The sequence below is a fragment of the Georgenia sp. Z1491 genome (assembly GCF_057652395.1).
The window spans coordinates 2,196,583-2,212,997 of sequence record NZ_CM172729.1; the positions used below are offsets into that span (position 1 = coordinate 2,196,583).

The window sequence follows — 16,415 nt, forward strand, 5'->3', positions numbered from 1 at the left end:
CGCCTTGTCGCGAAGACCCCTGCGTCGGTCGATCTGGTGGCTACGTTACGGGCCACCACCGACATCGAATCCTTGGAATTGCAACGGTTGTGGACGGTCATGCAGTGGGGGGACCTGTGGAGACGGCGACGAGAAGCTGGGCCTCATCCGGCACGGCCTGCCACGTATCTCCCGTGCGCCTCCGCCGTGCTCCCCCTAGCCTGGCTCCCACGCGATGTCGTCCGACGGCGGACGACCGACAGGTGGGCAGAGCGATGCGGGTCGCGATCGTCGGCGGCGGGATCTCCGGGCGGGCCATCCAGCGCGCCGTGACCGACCGGGGCGGCGCGGCCGTCCAGCTCTCCAGGTCCACCGGCTACGACGTCATCTGCCACAACCCGCTCGAGCACCTCCGCGGCTACGACGTCATCATCGAGGCAGCCAGCCGGTTCACGACGAGCGCGCGGGCGGCGACCGACTTCTTCACCCGTTCCACGACGGCGGTCGCGAGGGCGGCGAACGCAGGCGGAGCGCGGCACGTCCTGCTCTCGATCGTCGGTTGCGAGCTGCCCGAGGTGCAGGGCTACGGCTACTTCGCCGGCAAGGCCGCGCAGGAGCGCATGGCGGCCGAGGTCAGCGAGCACCTCGTCGTGGTCCGCTCGAGCCAGTGGTTCGAGTTCGCGGAGCAGAACCTGGGCCGTATGCGGCTCGGCCCCCTCGTCGCGGTGCCCACCATGCGCATCCGCCCGGTCGCGCTCGACGCCGTCGCCGACGTCCTGGCCGACTGCGCGCTCGCGCGACGTGCGGGCGACCGCCACGACCTCGTCGGTCCCGAGGAGCTGACGCTGTGGGACATGACCCGGCGCGTGGCCGGGAACGCGGCCGGGGACGGGCGGCGTATCCGGCCCTTCCCGCTCCCGCTGCCCGGACGGATGGGTCGCGCCTTCCGCGACGGCACGCTCGGCCGCGCACCCGGCGCCGAGGTGGTCGGGCCGACGTTCGAGGAGTGGCTCGTCGCGCGGGGCTGACGACAGGGGGGCGGCCCGGTGCCGCCCCGCGCGTCGGTCGGGGGTCGAGCTGCCAGGGCCCCACCCGCCGGTCGGGGGTCGAGCTGCCGGTCAGCCCGCCCGTACGACCTCGAGCACGGCGTCGCGCACCTCGTCCGGGTCCATCGCCGTCGTGTCGATCGTCGTGCTGGCGACGGCCTCGAGAGCTGCGTCCCGCTCGGCCGCCATGGTCGTCCACATCGCCCGCGGGTTCGGCAGCGCGACCGAGCCAAGGCCGGACAGACCGAGCCGGCGCATCGCGGTGCCCGGCGTCAGCCGGAGGTGGACGACCGGCACGCCCTCGGCGCGCAGCTCGGCCAGCCGGTCGGCGACCGCGCCGAGCGCACCCGAGCCCAGCCCGACGACGGCGGGCCTGGCGAGCGGGTCCGTCGCCAGCACCTCGGTCACCACAGCGGACTCGGCCGCCCGGTACTCGTCCTCGCCGAGGTCGACGACGAGCTCGTGCACCGGGGCACCGAGCCGTTCGGCCACGAGCTCGTCGGTGTCGCGCACCTCGATCCCCAGCGCCTCGCCCACCGCGACGGCCGTGATCGAGACCCCGGCCCCGGGCACGCCTACGAGGACGATCGTGCCCGTGCCGCGTGGCGTCGCGGTCTCCGGCGCCCGGTCGCCGTCCGCGCCGGCGATCGGAGCGTCGCCGGTCGCGAACCCGCCCGCGTCCCCGGTCACGCGCTCACCGTGTCCCAGGCCGCCTCGAGCGCAACCTCGTCGGGCCCGTCCAGAATGACCGGATCGCCCTCGGCGCGCAGGGCGACGAACCGCAGTCGGTCGCCGCGCACCTTCTTGTCGTTGCCCATCGCCGCACGGACCTCGCTCCACGGAAGCCCGCTCACGGTCACCGGGAGGCCGAGCGAGCTCAGCACCTCGCGGTGGCCCTCGGCGAGCCCCGGCCGCGCGAGACCCACCCGTTCGGCGAGCTCGGCGGCGACGACCATGCCGACGGCGACGGCGTCCCCGTGGCGCCACGCGTACCCGGAGGCGCGCTCGATGCCGTGCCCGGTGGTGTGCCCGTAGTTGAGGACCTCCCGCAGCCCGGCCTCGCGCAGGTCCTCCCCCACGACGTGCGCCTTCACGGCCACCGCGCGCTCGACCAGCTCGCGCAGTACGCGCGAGCCCGGGTCGAGCGCGGCCTCGGGGTGCGCACGCACGAGCCGCAGGACGTGTCGGTCGCCGAAGAAGCCGACCTTGACGACCTCGGCGAGCCCGGCGGCCAGGTCCGCCCGGGGCAGGGTGGCCAGCAGGTCGAGGTCGCAGACGACGGCGAGCGGCGCATGGAACGAGCCGACAAGGTTCTTGCCGGCCGGCGTGTTGACACCCGTCTTGCCGCCGACGGCCGCATCGACCATCCCGAGCAGCGTCGTGGGCACATGGACGACGCCGACACCCCGCAGCCAGGTGGCCGCAACGAATCCGCCGACGTCGGTGGTGGCCCCGCCGCCGAGCGTGACGACGACGTCCTGACGGCCGTAGCCGTGCTCGCCGAGCAGGTCGTGGCAGCGCCCGACGACCTCCCACGTCTTCGCGGCCTCGGCGTCGGGCAGGACGAAGGAGTGCGCGTCCCTGCCGCCGAAGCGAAGCGCGGCGGCGATCCGGCCGGCGCGCTCGGCCATCGCCTCGGGGTGGACGATGAGCACGCGGCGCGCCGTCTCGGGGATCGCGCGGGCGACCTCGCCGGACAGGTCGTGCCCGATGGTCACGCGGTACGGGTGGGCGCCGGGCACCGTGAGCACGGTCGGCTCCGTCGCGAGCGTGGCGACCTCGGCGGCGACGTCGGTCAGCTCACGGCCGTCGGTGTCGACCGTCCAGGTGGCGACCTCGTCGTAGAGCGGGGCCCGCTGCTCGGCGAGCACGGTGAGCCGGCCGACCGGGTCGTCGGCGAGCAGCGGCCGGGTCGAGGCGGTCCCCACGCGCGCGTGCGCCTGCTCGGGCGAGACCGACAGGTGCACGACGCGTCGCGTCGCAAGGTCGGCGCGCGTGTCCGGGTCGAGGACGGCGCCACCGCCGAGCGTGAGGATGCCGGTCCCGTGCCCGAGGGCATCGATGATCACCTCGCGCTCGAGCTGCCGGAACGCGTCCTCGCCGGCCGCGGCGAAGACTTCCGACACGCTGCGGCCGGCCCGGCGCTCGACGAGGTCGTCGGTGTCCGCGACGGACGTGCCCAGCATCCGCGCCAGGTGGCGGCCGACCGAGGACTTGCCCGCACCCGGCAGGCCGACGAGCACGAGGTCGGGGCCGCGGCCGGGGACCGGCACGCCGGCGATCCGAGTCCCGGTGATCGGCGTCCCGGCGATCGGCAGCGCCGTCCCTTCCCCGCTCACCGCTGGTGCTCCGGGAACGAGGCGAGGTAGGCGGCCAGGTTGCGGGACGCCTCCGCGAGGGAGTCGCCGCCGGTCTTCTCCAGCAGGGCCTGCGCGAGCACGAGCGCGACCATCGCCTCCGCGACGACGGCGCCCGGCGCCACGTGGCAGGTGTCGGAGCGCTGGTGCAGGGCCGTCGCGTCCTCACCGGTGGAGACGTCGACGGTCGACAGCGCCCGCGGGACCGTCGAGATCGGCTTGAGCGCGGCGCGCACGCGCAGGACCTCGCCGTTGCTCATGCCGCCCTCGGTGCCGCCGGCGCGGTTCGTGGTCCGCGCGATGCGGCCGTCGTCGTCGTGGACGATCTCGTCGTGCGCCGCGGAGCCGCGGCGCCGGGCGGTGGCGAACCCGTCGCCGATCTCGACACCCTTGACGGCCTGGATGCCCATGACGGCGCCGGCCAGGCGGGAGTCGAGGCGGGCGTCGCCGGACACGAACGAGCCCAGGCCGGGCGGCAGACCGTAGGCGAGGACCTCGACGACCCCGCCCACGGTGTCGCCGTCCTTCTTGGTCGCGTCGACCTCGGCGACCATCTCCTCGTCGACCCCGGGGACGATGCACCTCAGCGGGGAGGCGTCGAGCGCGGCGACGTCGTCGGGCGAGGGCAGGGGGGCGTCGTCGGGCACCCGGACCGGGCCGACGGCGAGGGTGTGCGAGACGAGCCGCACGCCGGCGACCTGCTCGAGGATCGCGGCGGCCACGGTGCCGAGCGCCACTCGGGCGGCGGTCTCCCGCGCGGAGGCGCGCTCGAGGACGGGCCGGGCGTCGTCGAGCCCGTACTTGCGCATACCGGGGAGGTCCGCGTGCCCGGGGCGGGGACGGGTGAGGGGGCGGTTGCGGGCCACCTCCCGCTCGTCGCCGGTGCCGGCGTCGACGAGGAGGTCGGCGGGGTCCACGGGGTCGGCCGACATGACGGTCGACCACTTCGGCCACTCGGCGTTGCCGATCGTCATTGCGACCGGACCGCCCATCGTCACGCCGTGGCGGACGCCGCCGAGGAGGGTGACGACGTCGGTCTCGAACTTCATGCGCGCCCCGCGGCCGTAGCCGAGGCGGCGCCGGGCGAGCGCGGCGACGATCTCGTCGGAGGTGATCGACAGGCCGGCGGGCACGCCCTGCAGCACGGCGACGAGCGCCTGGCCGTGGGACTCCCCGGCAGTGGTCCAGCTGAGCATGGGACCGATCATCCCATCTGCGGGTCCGGTCGCCGTCGCGTGCCCGAGGGCCGGAAGCCACGGGCGAGAAGTGATCGCCTCCGTGGTGTCACACCGGGGAAACATCACGGTCCTAGCCTGGATGTTGATGGTATCAACATCCACCGAGGAGCACCCATGACCGTCACCCGACCGGCACGCACCATCGACGACGGCGTCGCCACGTCGTTCCGCACGGCCATGGCCGGACTCGCCGCCGGCGTCTGCGTCGTCACCAGCTGCGCCCCCGACGGGGCACCCGTCGGGACGACGGTGAGCACGGGCTTCAGCGTGAGCATGTCTCCGCCGCTCTTCGGTGTCTGCTTCGACACCGGCTCACGGACGCTGCCCACCGTGATCGCACGCGGCGCCTTCGTCGGCAACGTCCTTGCGGGCGAGGCCCAGGACGTCGCTCGTCGCTTCGCCTCCCGCGAGCCGGACAAGTTCCGCGGGATCGCCCACCGGTACACCGCCGACGGTCTGCCGTGGCTGATCAAGGACGCCGTCAGCGCGGTCGAGTGCGAGGTCGTCGGCGCGACCGAGATCGGGGACCACGTCCTGGTGCTGGGCGCCGTCTCAGGCGTGCACCGCGTCCGCGACGAGTCGGCGACCTCGCTCGCCTACGTGGACCGCCGGTTCTTCTCGCTGCCTCGGGGCACTACCGACTGAGCGGGGTCCGGCCGTTCGGGCGGACCACGTTCTCCGTGGATGACGCGCAGCGAGGGGGGCCGGGCTCCGGTCCCCCTCGCTGTGCGCCGTCCACGTGTGCGCCCGGTCGCTACGTCACGGAGAAGGTCGATGCCTCGGTGATCGCCCGTGCGGCCTGGTCCACCGCGGCCCGGAACAGGGCGCGCCCGTCGTCGGCACCGGCCGTGGTCGGGTCGCCGACATGGCCGTCCGGCCCGAAGTCGTCGGACAGCCACCCGAAGCTCGCGGGCCTGCCGAAGCCGACGACCTCGAACCGGTCGAGCCGTTCCGGGACCCGCCTGACCGCACGATCCATGTGCACGAGCTCCGGCCGCAGGTGCAGCATCATCGACGTCTCGGTGTGGCCGCCGTGGATCCCCAGTCCGAGCTCGCTGGGATTGCCGTGCTCCCGCGCGACCTCTCCACCGACGGAGGCCGGGACGAAGAAGGTCGCGAGCCCGAACCTCCGCCTCAGCTCGCGCAGCGCCACCTGCTCGAGCGCGGCGTTGCCGCCGTGGCCGTTGACGAGGAGCACCCGGGTGATCCCCGATCCGGCGAGCGAGCGCCCGATGTCGACGAGCGTCGACATGAGGGTCTCCCACGACAACCAGATCGTGCCGGGAGACCAGGCATGCTCGTCGGACTTGGTGTAGGCCAGTGCCGGGAGAAGGACGACGTCGGCCCGGCCGTCGGCGGCTACCGCGTCGGCGGCGTGGGTCGCGACCTCGGTGGCCGTGACGAGGTCCGTCGACAACGGGAGGTGCGGTCCGTGCTGCTCGATCGCGCCCGTCGGCAGGACCGCCACGGTGTTCTCGGGCAGGGCCGCGACGTCAGGGAACGTGAGGTCGGCCCAGCGGGCGGCCCTCGGCGTCGGCGCGGTCACCGCACACCGATCGTCGTGCGCGTGTCGGTGCGTGCCCGCTCCGGCACGAGCTTGCCGGGGTTGAGCAGCCCCAGCGGATCGGTCCGGGCGGCCGTGGCCGCGACGAGCTCGACGTTGCGGTCGACGTACCACTGGTGCGGCGAGTGGACGCCGAGTCCGGCGGCCTCCAGGAGCGGTATCCCGTCCAGGACCTGCTGCTCGTCCACGTAGTCACCCACCACCATGGCGAGCGGCTCGGCACCCATGAGCTCGAGGTGGAGCCGGGTCCCGGGGTAGACGGCGCGGACCCGGGCCGGGTCGTCCCAGAGCGCGCGCCCGCCGGTCTCCATGTGGAAGCATGCGGGCTCCCCCACCTCCCGCTGCCAGTAGTAGATCGGGTGGTTGTAGGACATCGACGAGAGCCGGTCCGTCTCGGCGTACTCGTCGTAGGTCGCCACGACCTGGCCCCCGCCGGCGGCGACCAGGTCGGCCACCTGATCGACGGTGGAGGACTCGGCGATGACGCGCAGGCTGTGCTGCGTGGCGTCGAGCGGCGTCGGCGCGGGGAGGGTGGCGACCAGGGCGGGCTCGTCGGCGGACGCCAGGCGCGGCAGCACCGGCAGCGTGAGGAGCGCGCGGTGCGCGGCCACGAGGCCGTCGTAGGTCGGGAACGACGCGTACACCGCCGACCAGTCGCGGGCGGGATCGGTGCGGACCGTGGCGCTCGTGACCACTCCCGTGACCCCGTACGCGTGGATGTACGGCGTGGTGTCGGCTCCGTGGACGGTGAACGTCCGGCCGCTGCCGTCCATCGGGGCGACGGTCAGCGAGACCACGAACCCGTCGGTCGTGGTGCCGTGCTCGATCGTCCCGGTGCCCGCGCTCCCGCCCGCGAGGAAGCCGCCGAGCGTCGAGCCCTTCGTCGAGGGGAACATCCAGATGTCCCGCCCCGCCGCCCGCCCGGTGGCGTCGACGGCCGTGAGCCGGGCTCCGGCACCCGCGGTCATCGTCCCGTCGCTGTCGACGGCGATCTCGTCGAGCGCACGGAGGTCGAGGCTCAGCCCGCCCGAGAACGGCGTGAGCTGGCCGTAGTTCCCGGTCCCGGCCCCGCGCGGCGTGACGGGGACGCCGGCCTCGTAGGCGAGCTGGAGGACGCGGGCGACCTCCTCGGGTGTCCGGGGGCGGACGACGGCGTCGGCGAGGTAGCGGCCCGCCGGCAGCTTCTCCTGCAGGATCGGCGACATCCGCGACCAGTCGGAGGAGACCTTGGTGACGAGGTCGAGATCGGTCGAGACCGCGTCCGGCCCGAGCTCGTCGGCGATGAGGGCGGCGAGCCTGCCCGCGGCGGTGGTCGTGCTCATCGTGGCTCTCACTCCCCCATCGAGATCGACGGATCGATGAACTCGTTCGTGTACAGCTCGGCGGGGTCGAGCTCGGCGAGCGTGACGGTGCCCTGGTCGCGCAGCAGCGGGAGGAACGTGTCGGCGATCTCCTGCATCCGCGCGTCGTCGAACTGGCCGAAGACCCCCGTGGCCGGGTCGTCGGTGACGATCTCCTCCTCGACCAGCGCGGCCGCCGAGAAGTCGGCGACGCCCGCGGAGTAGGTCCACCCGACGTTGTACTGCTCCACCACCTCGACGAGCAGGTCGTTCGTCGGCCCCGGGTCCGCGAGGAAGTCGATCTGCGACTGCTGGAAGATCGGCACGAGCCGCTCCAGGCACCCGGCCAGCTCGTCGACCCGGTCGGCGCGCACCGCGAGGGACTGCGGGTAGATCGAGAACCCGACCTCGCTCATAAGCTCGAAGGCCACCGGACGCCCCCAGGCGTCGACCTCGTTCTCGTAGATGTAGGGCTCGGCCGTGACGAAGCCCTGCTGCACGATCGACGGGTCGGAGACGAACCGCGAGGGCGTCCCCTCGTAGCTCGTGTCGGAGGCCGCCATGTCGAAGCTCGTCGTCCGCGCGAGCAGCGCGGGCAGGACGTCGCCCGAGGTCACCACGGTGGCGCCCTGCGAGACGACCTCGTCGATGGTGGTCGCGCCGGGATAGGTCTCGGGGTCCCACATGAGGATCTGCGGGCTGTTCGTCATCTGGGACACCACCGCGACGGTCGGCTGTGCCTCGTGGGAGCTGATCGCGACGTCGGTGCTCACCGCGCCGAGCGTGATCTCGTCGTCGAGGTACATGAGGGCGGGAACCGGCTGGAAGCCGACGTTCGCGCCACCCGTGCGCACCTCGATGTCCACGCCGGTGTCCACGCCCTGGGCGACGAGCGAGCCGCGCACCGACTTCGTGTCCGTGTCGATCTCGGCGTCCGACCCCACGAGCGCGTACGTCCCGCCGTGCTCGGACTGCGGCTGCCAGTCCCACTGGACGACGACGGTCGCCGGGCAGACCTCCGCGAGGTCGAGGGCGCTGCCGGCCTCCGCGGCCTCGGCGTCGGGCGCGGCCCCCGCATCCTCCGCGGGGTCGTCCGCACCGTCGGCGGAGGAGCACGCGGCGAGGGCGAGAAGTCCGGCGACGGCGAGCAGGAGGTGTGGTCGGGCGTGCGTCATGGTGGTTCTCCTTGGCTGGGTGGTTCGGCCGGCGGGGGCCGGGCGAGGGACGGAGGGCACTGAGGGGTCCGCTCTCACGAGCTGGGCCGCTTCCCGTACCAGCGGCCGAGCACGAGGCGGTCGAGGACGGCGAAGAGACCGAAGACCACGACGCCGAACAGGGCGGTCAGGGTGATGGCGGTGAACAGGGCGTCCATCTGGAGGCGCAGCGTGTAGGTGCGCAGCAGGCCGCCGATGCCCACGGGGCCCTGCTGGAAGAAGTAGTCGCCGACCAGCGCACCGATGACGGACAACCCGGCGGCCGTCCGCAGACCGGTGAAGATCGACGGGACCGACGCGGGGAGCTGGAGCTTGACGAGCCGTTGGGTCCGTGAGGCGTTGTTGAGGGTGAGGAGATCGTGCGCGGCGGCGCTCGCCGACTGCAGCCCGAAGAACGTGTTGGAGATCATCGGGAACAGGGCGATGATCACGCAGACGATGACCCGTGCCGGGAAGCCGTAGCCGAACCAGATGCCGATGAGCGGCACCAGGGCGAGGATCGGGATCGTCTGGAGGATGACGGCGTAGGGGTACAGGATCGACTCGGTCCACCTGGACGCCGACATGGCGAGGGCCCAGAGGATCCCGATCACGACGGCGACGGCGAGCCCGATGGCCGCGACGACGACGCTGCGTCCCAGCGCGTCGAGCATCGGCTCCATGAGCTGCGGGTTGGTCAGGGTGCTGCCGAAGACCTCGTGCGGGGGCGGGAGCAGGAACCGCTGGTCCACGGGCAGGATCGCGAGCGCGACGACGTACCAGATGACCACGATCCCGATGAGCGAGAGCACGACAGGTGCCGCCCCGCGCAGGGCACCCACCGTCGCCGGGCCGATGCGCCGGCCGACGCCGGCACGACGACGGCCCGGCCGCTCCGGCGCGGGGACGGGGACGGTGAGTACCCGGTCGGGGTCGGCCACGGGTCGGTCGGACCCCGGGTCCGGGAGGTCGTTCGCGGTCCCTGCGTCGGGACGGATGTGGGCGTGCAGTGTCATGAGTGCTCTCCAAGGGCTGCCGAGACCTCGCCCGTCAGGGCGGCGAACTCGGGGTCGTAGCGGAGCTCGGCGGGTCGCGGGTAGGCCCACGGGATGCGGATGTCCGCCACGATCCGCCCGGGACGGCCGCTCATGACGATCACCCGGTTGGCGAGGTAGACGGCCTCCGAGACGGAGTGCGTGATGAACAGGCCCGCGAACTGCTTGAGCCGGAAGATCCGCTGGAGCTCGGTCTGCATGCGCAGCCGGGTGATCTCGTCCAGCGCCCCGAACGGCTCGTCGAAGAGGGCGAGGTCGGGCTCGGTGACGAGGGCGCGGGCGATCGACACACGCATCCGCATGCCACCCGACAGCTCGCGCGGATACTGGTTCTCGAACCCCGTGAGCCCCACGAGCTCGAGCGCCTCCCGGGCGAGCCTGCGTCGGTGGCCGGCGTCGACCTTCCGCAGCTCACCGGTCAGCTCGACGTTCTTCAGGGCCGTGCGCCACTCGAGGAGGGTGGCCTCCTGGAAGACGTAGCTGGTCGAGCGCGAGCTCACGGTGAGGACGCCGGAGCTCACGGTGTCGAGGCCGGACGCGAGACGCAGGAGGGTCGACTTCCCGCAGCCGGACGGGCCGACGACGGACACGAAGTCACCCGGCCCGATCTCGAGGTCGATGCCGTCGAGCGCGACGGTGCCCGTGGAGAACCTCTTGGTCACCCCCGACATGCGCAGGGTCCTGAAGCTCGTCGCGCGCGGGACCGCGGTGGGGGCGGACGGTTCGGTGAGGGTCATGACGTGGACCTTCCGATCGGTTGACGTGCGGGGGACGGGGCGGGGGCGAGATGCCGGTCGGCGGACCGGTGACCGAACGGACGTCGGAACCGGTCCGGGTGAGCAGCCGGACCCGGGTCCGCCAGGGCGAGGTCCCGGCTCACGCGGGTGTCGGCGACCACGACCCCGGCGCGCAGCACGATGCGGGCGACCTCGGCGCCGGCGAGCACGTCGGCGACCGGTACGTCGGGCACGAGCATGAGGTCGGCCGCGGCGCCGTCGGTGGGCCCCGCCGCCGACAGCCCCATGACCGTGCGGGCGCCCGACGTCACGGCTGTGAGGGCCTCGTCGGCGCCCAGGTGGCCGGCGGTCATGAGGAGGGCGGTCGTCCCGAAGGGATCGGCGGTGCCGACGGGGTTGAACGGGTCCCGGACGTTGTCCCCACCGGCGGCGAGCTCGATCCCGGCGTCGAGGATCTGCCTGAGCGGGGGCATGCCACGCAGCCGCGGCTCGTCGGGGCCGCGCCCCTGCAGGTACAGGTTGGTGATCGGCAGCGTGACCAGCCCGATGCCGGCCCTGCCCACGAGCTCGAGCACGGCGCGGAGCCGGTCGCTCGGCAGGGAGCCGAGCCGCACGCAGTGGCTCGCGGTCACCCGCTGCGCCAGGCCGCGGGCGATGACCTGCTGCGCGAGGTCGACCAGGTCGAGCCGGGGCGCGGCCGTCTGCTCGTCGGTGTGCAGGTCGACGGGGAGACCGGTGCGCTCGGCGACGTCGAGGAGGTCGGCGGTCTCGGCCGCCGGGTCGTCGGCCAGGTGGGGGCAGCCGCCGATGACGTCGACCCCCCGGTCGACGGCCTCGCGCAGGTGCCCGTGGTCGGCGCCCGGTCCGGCGAGGACGCACACCTGGATGGTCACGACGCCCGAGAGCTCGTCCCGCAGCCGGACGAGCGCGTCGACCCCGCGCAGCGGGTCGCCGTCCGCCAGGAGGTCGACGTGCGTGCGGATGGCCGTGACGCCGTTGGCGACGTACCGGCCCACGGCCCGCGTCGCGCGGGACCTGATGTCGGCGGCGCTCACGGACGGCGTGAGCGCCCGCCACCTGGACACCGCGGACTCGAGGTCGTCGCCGCCGGGCGGGAGCCGGTCGGCGGTGAAGGCCTTGTCGAGGTGTGCGTGCGGCTCGGCGGCCGCGGGCAGCAGCCGCCACCCGGAAGCGTCCAGCTCGGTGCGGGGGGCGGTGCTGCCCGCGGTCGCGGCTCCGCCTGCCAGCGGGAGGTCACCGAGGGTCCCGTCGAGCAGTCGGACCGAGCGCAGGCGGTCGACCCGCAGCCCGGCGAGGTGCGCGCGTCCCGACGGCGGCCCGGCGAGGTGGCGGCTCATGCGCCGAGCCCGGTGAGGACGACGACGCCGCCGACCTCGTGCCGCAGGGCGGGGCTGCCGAGCATGTCCCTGCTCGGCACCGGGCAGGTGCGTCCGTCGGCGACGGCGCGCGCGGCGGTGGCCACGCGTGCGACGGCCGTGCCGGGCAGCTCGTGGACGAGGTTGTGCGCGGGCAGCACCCGGCGTACGTCGAGCGCGGCGAGCCGGTCGAGCGAGTCGGCGAAGGCTGCGGTGTCGGCCTCGTCCCCGTGCAGCCAGTGCGCCGAGGCGAGGACCGTGTCGGCGGACAGCAGGGTCCCGGTGGACTCCTCGAGCAGGACGAGCGCGTCGGGCGCATGACCCGGTGTGTGCAGGACCGTGAGGCGTCGGCCGCCGAGGTCGATGACCTCGCCGTCCTGCACCCTCCCGGTCGGCGGGACGGCGCCCACCCGCCAGCCTGTGAGGTCCGGCAGGTCCCGCATCCGCGGCAGGTCGGTAGCCGCGAAGAAGAGCTCGTCGTCCAGGCGCCGGAAGTCCCGGTGGCGGGCGACGACGTACGACATCGCGTTCCAGTACCCCCGAAGCACCTCGGGATCGACCGCGCCGTGCCGGCCGCCGGGGTGGGCGAGCAGCTCCACGACCTCGACCGGGCCGGACGGGTCCAGCAGGTCGCCGTTGCCGCCCCGGTGGTCGAGGTGGTCGTGCGAGCTGAGCACGACGACCGGGAGGTCGGTGAGCCCGGCCACGACGCGGGATATCGGGGCGATCCCGAGACCGGAGTCGAGAAGCAGGGCGCGCTCGGCGCCGATCACCAGGTAGCAGCTCACGTGGCCGGGCTCGCCGATCAGCCAGATGTTGCCGGCGAGCTCCCGCACCTCGAACCAGGCCTGCGCCCGGTCGAGCCCCGCCAGCGGGGGCGCGGTCGGTGTGTGCGTCATCGATCCTCCTCGTGGGATCCTCATGTTGATCTGATCAACATCATCGACAGTACGGAGCGGCTGTTTCACGCAGGTGTCAGGCGGGCGCCGGGCGCGTGACAGAGTCGGCGACGACGAAGGAGTGCCACCCATGGACCGTCAGACGCGCGCCGACCTCGCCCTCGGCTCCGCGATCCGTGCCCGCAGGCACGCCCGCGGCGTCACGCTCGTCTCGCTCGCCGGCGCGACCGGACTGTCCCACTCGTTCCTCTCCCAGGTCGAGCGGGGGCATGCCCGGCCGTCGATGCGCTCGCTGTTCCAGATCGCCCAGGCCCTCGGGACCACGCAGCAGGCCCTCATGGGTGCCGGCCGGGTCGACGCCGACGAGGTCCTCCGCGGTCGGGACGCCCCCCGCGTGCGCGCGGTGCGCACGGGCGGCTCGTCCCGGCCGGACGCCGGCGCGTCCGGCGCCCGGCTGGTGCTGCGCGCCGGCGACGTCGACATCACCGAGTTCGTCGCGCCGCCGCAGGACTTCCGCGACCTCTTCACCCACGACCACGCCGAGTCGCTCTACGTGGCAGCAGGGACCGTCGAGCTCGAGCTCGTGGACCCGGACGGGACGCACCGGCTCGTCACGCTCGATGCGCGCGACACCGTGAGCTACGGCGGCGGGGTCCCGCACCGGTTCCGGCAGGTGGGGGCGCCGACCGCGGTGGTCCTCGTGGTGCACGCCCACGACGGCGGCGCGGACGCGGAGCACGTCAGCGACCCAGGGTCGCCAGACCGGCGATGACCGCGGCCCGGTCCTCGTCGTCGAGCGCCTCCGGCACCCCGGAGGTCACGAGGTGCTCGAACCCGCTGTCCATCGAGCCCAGGTCGTTGGCCATGATCGTCACCGCGTAGAGCCGCTCCGTCCCGGAGGTGTTGCGGATGTGGTGCACCGACCCCTCGGGCAGCACGAGGACGTCGCCCGCGGCGACCTCGACGGTGTGCTCGTCGCTCACGGCCTCGCCGCGCCCGGACAGGAAGATGAAGATCTCGACCGAGTCCGGGTGGGTGTTGTCGGGCTGCACCCCGTGCGGGTCCCAGATCTCGAAGAACACACTCGTGGGCGACTGCTCGGACGGCCCCGTCAGGTGGGTGAGCTTGACCGTGTCGCCCGCCTGGATGCGGTACGTCTGCAGGTCGGAGAGGTGCTTGAGGATCGGCGCGTCGGCCATGTGCGTTCCGTTCGTCGTGGGTGCGGTGGGGGGCAGGTGGAGCGCGGGGGCGCGGGTCAGGTCGTGACACGGGTCGGGGCGAGTGCCGCGGACAGCTCCGCCGGCGTCGTCGTGAATCCGAAGCACTGGCGCACGTTGTAGAGGGTCGCCGCGCGGCAGAAGTCCGGCGACGTGGTCGCGCTCGCGCCCTCGACGAGGACGACGTCGTAGCCGAGGGCCGCGGCGTCGGTGAGCGTCGCGAGCACGCACTGGTCGACGTTGACACCGGCCAGCAGCAGCGTGTCGACGCGCAGCCGGCGCAGGATCGAGTCCAGCGGGGTGTCGACGAAACCGGTCATTCGATACTTGGAGACGCGCAGGTCGCCGGGCTCGACCGTCAGCTCGTCGACGACCTCGGCGCCCCAGGAGTCCTCGGTGAGGACGGCCGGGCTGAGCCCGGCCCGCTCGCCGATGCCTCCCCCGCGCCCGTCGGCGTCGTACACGTGCAGCACGCCGGGAGGGAGGTTGGCCCGGTCCGGGCGGTTGCCCCAGCCGAGCCACACGACGGGTACGCCGGCCCCGCGCAGCTCCGGGAGCAGCTGTCGCAGCGGTTCGATCGCTGCGCGCGCGGGTGCGACGTCGACGCCGATCGAACCGAGCCACCCCCGGGGATGGAGGAAGTCGTTCTGCATGTCGACCACCACGACGGCCGTGCGCGCCAGGTCGATCGTCAGCCGTTGCGGCAGGGCGCCGAGGTCGACGGGCCTCGTCCCGGGCTGACCGGTGAGGTCGACGTGCTCGGGCCACAGGCCCCACGACCGGGGCCGCGGAGCGACGCTCGCCGCGGTCATCGCGCCGCCACCGCCCCGGCGGCCCGGACCAGTGCGAGGTCGGAGCCCGGGGGGCCGACGAACGACACCCCGGCGCGGGACCGCCCGTGGTGCAGCAGCGGGGCGCTGACGGCGGGCAGACCCGCGAGGGAGGCCAGGCTCGTGAGCCGCAGCGTGCGCGAACGGTCGACCTCGACCGACGCGGGCGACGCCGTCAGTGCGGGCGGCGGGCCCGAGGTGGTCGGCAGCAGGAGGATGCGGTCGGCGACGAGGTCGCGGAGCAGGCTCCGCGCGACGTCGAGCGTCTCCCGCGCCTCGGACGCGGCACCGGCGCTCACCCGGGACGCGGCGCCGAACCGCTCGGCGACGTCGGGGGCCAGTGCGCCCGGGTGCGCGACGATCCATGCCCCGTGGGACTGCCAGGCCTCGAAGGCCTGGACCGTTCGGAAGGCGGCGAACCACTCGTCGAGGTCGCCGGGGAGCCCCGCACGGTCCGCGCGCAGGTGCTCGGCCAGCTCCTCGACCTGCAGCCCGAGACTGGTGTCCGCGAGCCCGGTGATCGCGTCCACCACGACGTACGACCGCGGGCGGTCCGGCGTGGCCGACGGGGAGTCCCCGCCGAGCACGACGCGGGCGGCCCGGAGCAGCGTGCCGGGGCCACGGGTGAGCAGGCCGACGGTGTCGAAGCTGGGGGCGAGCGGAAGCATGCCGTCGGTCGGAACCGCCCCCTGGGTGGGGCGCAGCCCCCAGAGCCCCTGGTAGGCCGCGGGCACACGGATCGAGCCGGCGGTGTCAGTGCCGAGACCGATGCTCACCTCCCCGCGTCGCACGGCCACCGCCGGGCCGCTCGAGGAGCCGCCCGGCACCCGACCGGGAGCCTCCAGGTTCGGCGGTGTCCCGGTGGCGGGGTTCGTCCCCGCGATGCTGTAGGCGAGCTGGTCCGTCTGCGCGACGCCGGTGACGGCCGCCCCGGCGAGCAGCAGCGCGTCGACGGCCGGGGAGCTCTTAGCCTCGGGCTGCCGCTCGGCGAGCAGCGCCGGCACCCCGCCGCCGACGGCCTGGCCCCTCAGCGCCAGGACGTCCTTGACGGCCACCGTCTCACCCGTGAGCTCGCCGTCGCTCGACGGCGCGAGCAGCGGGCTCCCCACGACCCGCCAGACCGCGTGGTCCACGGTGCGCGGCGGCGCGGTGACGTGGGCGGCGGCCACGCGCCAGCCGTCGTCGGTGCGTCGCCACACCTGGGTCTGCAGGCCCGGCGTCCCGGTGGGCGAGCGGACCTCGGCCATGACGAGCGCGGTCCCGGGCGCAAGGTCGCGCACGTGCACGGCCACGACCTGCCGGGTCGGCGCGGTGCCGCGGGCAGACCGGTAGGCGGTGATCGCCCGGTGCCCGACCGTCAGCGTCGTGCCGTCCCCGCGCAGCGTGTCCTCGGCGTCGAGGAAGAGGGCGCCGAGCGCCTCGAGGTCGTTCGCGAGCAGCGCGCGGTCGTAGGCCCAGAACGCGTCGAGAAGAGCGGGGGGCGCCGTGCCGTCGACGCGGACGGGTGCGACGGCCTCGACAGGGCCCGGCGCGGTGGTGGTGTGCATGCCGCCCACGCTAGGAAGGGGTGCGTGTCGGTTCTGT

Annotated in this window: 16 protein-coding genes; 3 read left to right on the top strand and 13 right to left on the bottom strand. The window is 73.9% G+C overall.

Going from position 1 to position 16,415, the window contains the following annotated elements; all coding sequences use genetic code 11:
* Window positions 1–254: 254 nt before the first annotated feature.
* The gene (locus tag AC24HA_RS10145; protein ID WP_425709484.1) at window positions 255–1,007 is read left to right on the top strand and encodes an SDR family oxidoreductase; all 753 of its coding nucleotides are present in this window, start codon (window positions 255–257) and stop codon (window positions 1,005–1,007) included.
* 90 nt (window positions 1,008–1,097) lie between these two features.
* On the opposite strand, the gene AC24HA_RS10150 is transcribed toward AC24HA_RS10145, so the two are convergent.
* The 3 genes from AC24HA_RS10150 to aroC are packed head-to-tail and all read right to left on the bottom strand — an operon-like array spanning window position 1,098 to window position 4,578.
* Window positions 1,098–1,715 (bottom strand): shikimate kinase, encoded by a 618-nt coding sequence (locus AC24HA_RS10150; RefSeq protein ID WP_425709485.1) that lies wholly within the window; start codon window positions 1,713–1,715, stop codon window positions 1,098–1,100.
* Window positions 1,712–3,364: a 3-dehydroquinate synthase gene (gene aroB, locus AC24HA_RS10155; protein WP_425709486.1), complete on the bottom strand. Its 1,653-nt coding sequence runs from the start codon at window positions 3,362–3,364 to the stop codon at window positions 1,712–1,714. Before aroB ends, AC24HA_RS10150 begins: the two co-directional genes overlap by 4 nt.
* On the bottom strand, window positions 3,361–4,578 hold the full coding sequence (aroC, locus tag AC24HA_RS10160; protein WP_425709487.1) for a chorismate synthase: 1,218 nt from the start codon (window positions 4,576–4,578) through the stop codon (window positions 3,361–3,363). Before aroC ends, aroB begins: the two co-directional genes overlap by 4 nt.
* 156 nt (window positions 4,579–4,734) lie before the next feature.
* Between aroC and AC24HA_RS10165 the strand changes: the two genes are divergently transcribed.
* Complete coding sequence (locus AC24HA_RS10165; protein WP_425709488.1) at window positions 4,735–5,265, top strand: flavin reductase family protein; 531 nt, start codon at window positions 4,735–4,737, stop codon at window positions 5,263–5,265.
* 109 nt (window positions 5,266–5,374) lie between these two features.
* Here AC24HA_RS10165 and AC24HA_RS10170 read toward each other — a convergent pair whose 3' ends face one another.
* The 7 genes from AC24HA_RS10170 to AC24HA_RS10200 form a co-directional block, all read right to left on the bottom strand.
* Complete coding sequence (locus AC24HA_RS10170) at window positions 5,375–6,166, bottom strand: creatininase family protein (protein WP_425709489.1); 792 nt, start codon at window positions 6,164–6,166, stop codon at window positions 5,375–5,377.
* On the bottom strand, window positions 6,163–7,506 hold the full coding sequence (locus AC24HA_RS10175) for an FAD-binding oxidoreductase (RefSeq protein WP_425709490.1): 1,344 nt from the start codon (window positions 7,504–7,506) through the stop codon (window positions 6,163–6,165). The genes AC24HA_RS10170 and AC24HA_RS10175 overlap by 4 nt, the downstream gene beginning before the upstream one ends.
* An 8-nt stretch (window positions 7,507–7,514) precedes the next feature.
* Complete coding sequence (locus AC24HA_RS10180; RefSeq protein WP_425709491.1) at window positions 7,515–8,699, bottom strand: hypothetical protein; 1,185 nt, start codon at window positions 8,697–8,699, stop codon at window positions 7,515–7,517.
* Window positions 8,700–8,773: 74 nt separating this feature from the next.
* A complete protein-coding gene (locus AC24HA_RS10185) occupies window positions 8,774–9,733 on the bottom strand; it encodes an ABC transporter permease (protein WP_425709492.1) in 960 nt (319 codons plus the stop codon).
* Window positions 9,730–10,509 carry an ABC transporter ATP-binding protein gene (locus AC24HA_RS10190; RefSeq protein WP_425709493.1) on the bottom strand — a complete coding sequence of 260 codons (780 nt, stop codon included), beginning with the start codon at window positions 10,507–10,509 and terminating at the stop codon, window positions 9,730–9,732. The genes AC24HA_RS10185 and AC24HA_RS10190 overlap by 4 nt, the downstream gene beginning before the upstream one ends.
* Entirely contained in the window at window positions 10,506–11,867 is a 1,362-nt protein-coding gene (locus AC24HA_RS10195) for an amidohydrolase family protein (RefSeq protein WP_425709494.1), read from the bottom strand. The genes AC24HA_RS10190 and AC24HA_RS10195 overlap by 4 nt, the downstream gene beginning before the upstream one ends.
* Window positions 11,864–12,784 carry an MBL fold metallo-hydrolase gene (locus AC24HA_RS10200; RefSeq protein ID WP_425709495.1) on the bottom strand — a complete coding sequence of 307 codons (921 nt, stop codon included), beginning with the start codon at window positions 12,782–12,784 and terminating at the stop codon, window positions 11,864–11,866. Before AC24HA_RS10200 ends, AC24HA_RS10195 begins: the two co-directional genes overlap by 4 nt.
* Window positions 12,785–12,914: 130 nt before the next feature.
* Between AC24HA_RS10200 and AC24HA_RS10205 the strand changes: the two genes are divergently transcribed.
* Window positions 12,915–13,556, top strand: coding sequence for a helix-turn-helix domain-containing protein (locus tag AC24HA_RS10205; protein WP_425709496.1), 642 nt, complete (start codon window positions 12,915–12,917; stop codon window positions 13,554–13,556).
* On the opposite strand, the gene AC24HA_RS10210 is transcribed toward AC24HA_RS10205, so the two are convergent.
* From AC24HA_RS10210 to AC24HA_RS10220, 3 genes are read right to left on the bottom strand one after another with little or no spacing between them, the layout of a single operon-like run.
* Window positions 13,525–13,983, bottom strand: coding sequence for a cupin domain-containing protein (locus AC24HA_RS10210; protein WP_425709497.1), 459 nt, complete (start codon window positions 13,981–13,983; stop codon window positions 13,525–13,527). The two genes, AC24HA_RS10205 and AC24HA_RS10210, sit on opposite strands and share 32 nt — an antisense overlap.
* Window positions 13,984–14,039: 56 nt before the next feature.
* Entirely contained in the window at window positions 14,040–14,813 is a 774-nt protein-coding gene (locus AC24HA_RS10215) for a cysteine hydrolase family protein (RefSeq protein WP_425709498.1), read from the bottom strand.
* Window positions 14,810–16,378, bottom strand: coding sequence for an AtzH-like domain-containing protein (locus AC24HA_RS10220; RefSeq protein ID WP_425709499.1), 1,569 nt, complete (start codon window positions 16,376–16,378; stop codon window positions 14,810–14,812). The genes AC24HA_RS10215 and AC24HA_RS10220 overlap by 4 nt, the downstream gene beginning before the upstream one ends.
* Window positions 16,379–16,415 lie beyond the last annotated feature (37 nt).